At 42.8% G+C, this 1,979-nt stretch carries 3 protein-coding genes; all 3 read right to left on the reverse strand.

All coding sequences use genetic code 11. The features are described from left to right. Positions 1–760, reverse strand: a 760-nt coding sequence (locus AC1DUA_RS35375; RefSeq protein ID WP_477504188.1) for a TadE/TadG family type IV pilus assembly protein, incomplete at its 3' end; no start/stop codon positions are given. Beyond that, complete coding sequence (locus tag AC1DUA_RS35380) at positions 726–956, reverse strand: Flp1 family type IVb pilin (RefSeq protein WP_477504189.1); 231 nt, start codon at positions 954–956, stop codon at positions 726–728. The genes AC1DUA_RS35375 and AC1DUA_RS35380, both read right to left, overlap by 35 nt. Before the next feature lie 12 nt (positions 957–968). Next, positions 969–1,673, reverse strand: coding sequence for a type II secretion system F family protein (locus AC1DUA_RS35385; RefSeq protein WP_477504190.1), 705 nt, complete (start codon positions 1,671–1,673; stop codon positions 969–971). Positions 1,674–1,979 lie beyond the last annotated feature (306 nt).

A 1,979-nucleotide genomic window follows, 5' to 3' on the forward strand; every position in this document is an offset into this window, starting at 1 on the left:
CTTCAGAACCGCTAACCAAAGATCGCAAGTATGCCGCGGCCTGTCGTTCCGATTTTATCGTAATACTTGGACCTGACAGATCACTTGGAGTAGGTTCTGCAAGTGCTTCTCTCGCTTTTTGAGGAGAAATCCGATCCTTGATCGTTTTAAAATAGGTCCTTGTAATATCTGTTAATCGGATAAGCTCAACTGGTTCTACAACGTGTGAGACAGCGGTTCCGCCAGTTTGATTAACCTTGAACCACCTGCTCATAACAGGAGATACATGAAAAGCTTTTTGAAGCTTAACTTCGACTTGCTGGTCTAGAATAAAATTAGAAAACTTTGCTGATCCTGTTACACCTTGAGGCAGCAATTCAGAGGATTTAGCCAGCTTTCTCTCTACGAGATCGCCGGCAGCCCCCGCTGGAAGTGCAATCTCAGATGATTCATTTGACACCAGTCTTCCGAATAAATCTGACACATGGTTGTGTGTTAGCCGAAAGTAGAGCCCATCTGTCTCCGAGGGATTAAAATTTCCTGTCACCAAGTCTTTGTGGCTGTTATCCCAAGTAAAAGTAAGCCGTTCGGCTGCTGCTCTAGCGATTTGCTGAAGATAAACTTTTTGATAAGCGTATAAGCTAACAAATAGGACAGTAATTGTACAAAATAGGATAAGAGGTAACACTAGGGATGCTTCTAATGTAAAGCTTCCCTGCTCACCATCTCTAAAGCGTTGTCTTCGGTTATGACCCACAGCTAGTCGTTGGACTTGGCGCACAAGGAGCCACCGCACTGTTGTCTTTGAGGTCAGAATTGGCATCCCCAATCAGCTTCTGAAACCACGAGACTATCCATTTTCTGAAGATAATTGCTATGGCAACAAGCACAGCTACAATCAATAAAATCTCTAAAGTGCCAAGTCCATCTTCCTCTTTCCAAAATGTTTTCAATCCTTCCATCATGCTTCTCATCATTTCTAACCTCCATTATTTCATCATCAGTAAGGCCGGCATGGCGACAATCACCATCACTACAACAAAAATAAGTACCATAGGAAAAACAAGCTTAGAGGAGGCTTCCTCTCCTAGTGTTCGGGCAACCGATTTTCTGCGCTGCCAAAGCTCCAAAGAAAGTGAATGGAGTGCCGCTACGAAATCACTTCCTCCTCGTTTATAGTTGAGCAGGATGGATGAAGTAAACAAAGACACTTCATGCAGCGCACAACGCTTACTAAAATCTTCCATCACCTTTGAAAATGAGACGTTCATTTCCAACTCATGAACAGCTTGCGCAAGCTCTATGTAGAGCGGTGATTGCGCCTTATGTGGTCGGACCTCAACACAGCGCATCCATGCTCGATTGACGGTTTCACCTGCATTGACGAGCAGCACGATTGTGCTCAAAACTTCAGGCAATTCCATGATCATCAGAAGCTGCTTCTTCCTGATCTTCACATCCAAGTCGCGTACCATGAATATGGGAAGCACCATCGCCACGATAAAACCAAAGCCCAAAAGTGATACATCTCCACCTGCAAGAACCGAGAAAAGCGTGAAAATAACTACACATAACAAACTCGTTGAGATTATCTCTGCTAAAAACCATTTACTCCCATAAGCTGATAAACTTCTGCCATATAATTTAATTAAGTTATGGTGGATTTTGGAGGTGAAATCCGGTAGTTTTTCCATCAGACTTAGCCGATCAACTAGTAAATAACTGCAAGGAAATAGTAATTTTATACGAAAGGGATACGGGGAGGTGGTAAGTATCTCTGCATATCGTTTGCGCCCCCACAACAACAAAATGAGAACTACCAATATTTCGAGTACAAGCAAAACTGTAATCCACATGTTACACCTTAATATTCATGATTTTTTGAGTAAGCATATAACATCCACCTAACAGCAACAAACTCGCGCTCATGATGAGTATCCCACTCCCTGAATATAAAGGCTGCATATACTCTGGCGATGAAAAGGCAAGTACAGCAACAA

The organism is Paenibacillus sp. 01T422 (assembly GCF_056398785.1).